Annotated in this window: 1 protein-coding gene; it reads left to right on the forward strand. The window is 27.9% G+C overall.

Annotated features, from left to right (window positions below):
* Positions 1-552: 552 nt before the first annotated feature.
* Positions 553-745 (forward strand): VOC family protein (locus KI356_RS27520; protein ID WP_238486256.1); only part of this gene is annotated, 193 nt, incomplete at its 3' end.

Genomic DNA, 745 nt, shown 5'->3' on the forward strand with positions numbered 1-745 from the left:
AAGCGTACATTGAAATTTGAAAAATGAGTAGGGAATAGAAAGAAAAACATAAAATAGATGGAATAGCATATTAATGTTGCAATTAATATACATAGTTGTAAATTTTTATTTAATTTCAATAAAATCACCTTCTTTAAGTATGCACTATATTCGTAATATCTACACATAATAATATTATTTAAGAATTGTATCAGATTTCCTTATAAAAAGCATGATTATAAGGAAAGAATTGAATAGTTCGATATTTCTTGAAGTTGAAAAAATATTACGTTCAATAATTTTTAGTTTATAAGGAATGTAGATAAAAATTGTATATTTAGCCATCCTGTAGATTTTAAAGGTTTTTTAGTGATTTGCAAGTGGAGATGCAAAATTGCATATAAAATGAAAGGAAACTTCTTTCTAGGTGAGGGGATTTTTTTGTTGTTATAGGATATTAAGTAAGACTTTTGTATGTATCTATTCTCATACTAATGAGGGATTTCAGAAAGGTGTTAAGTATATACAATAATATGAAACACTTCATAAAGTTTTTAGTATGGGAGGAAGAGCATGAAAAATTGGGTGAAGTTTAGAATAGCACGTCCAACAGATAAGTTTGAAGAGATTATAGCATTCTATGAAAAAGGATTAGGCTTAAAACGTATAGGTGAATTCTACGATCATGAAGGCTATGATGGGATCATGTTCGGTCTACCAGATGAAGAGTATCATTTAGAATTTACAAGACATGTAGATGGAAGTC

Source organism: Bacillus hominis (assembly GCF_018332515.1).
GTDB lineage: Bacteria > Bacillota > Bacilli > Bacillales > Bacillaceae_G > Bacillus_A > Bacillus_A hominis.